1 pseudogene is annotated in these 283 nt (G+C 62.9%); it reads left to right on the forward strand.

The window, feature by feature from the left end:
* A pseudogene (locus CH341_RS35510) lies at nucleotides 1-183 on the forward strand (Tsi3 family protein); the annotation flags it as partial.
* Nucleotides 184-283: the final 100 nt, after the last annotated feature.

A 283-nucleotide genomic window follows, 5' to 3' on the forward strand; every position in this document is an offset into this window, starting at 1 on the left:
AGGCGATGGTTCGAGATCGGGGTAAGCGGGCCCGATGTGCTCTACGAGTTCACGAGCCGGCCCCTGCCGGGACCGCCCTTCGGATCGCGCGAGCACCATTCCGTCATATCCTGGAAACCGGACTCCTCCTCCGTCCGTTTCGACTTTCCGACGGCGAAACTTGAAATCAAGACACAACGCTAGGACGTCGACGTCTCCCGCATTGATCCAGATGCGGAATGCAGCGAACCTGCCCGCGGCCATGCCGCTGTCGGCTCGTCGGTCATAGCTGGCCGCAAGGGCG

This window comes from Rhodoplanes roseus (genome assembly GCF_003258865.1).
GTDB lineage: Bacteria > Pseudomonadota > Alphaproteobacteria > Rhizobiales > Xanthobacteraceae > Rhodoplanes > Rhodoplanes roseus.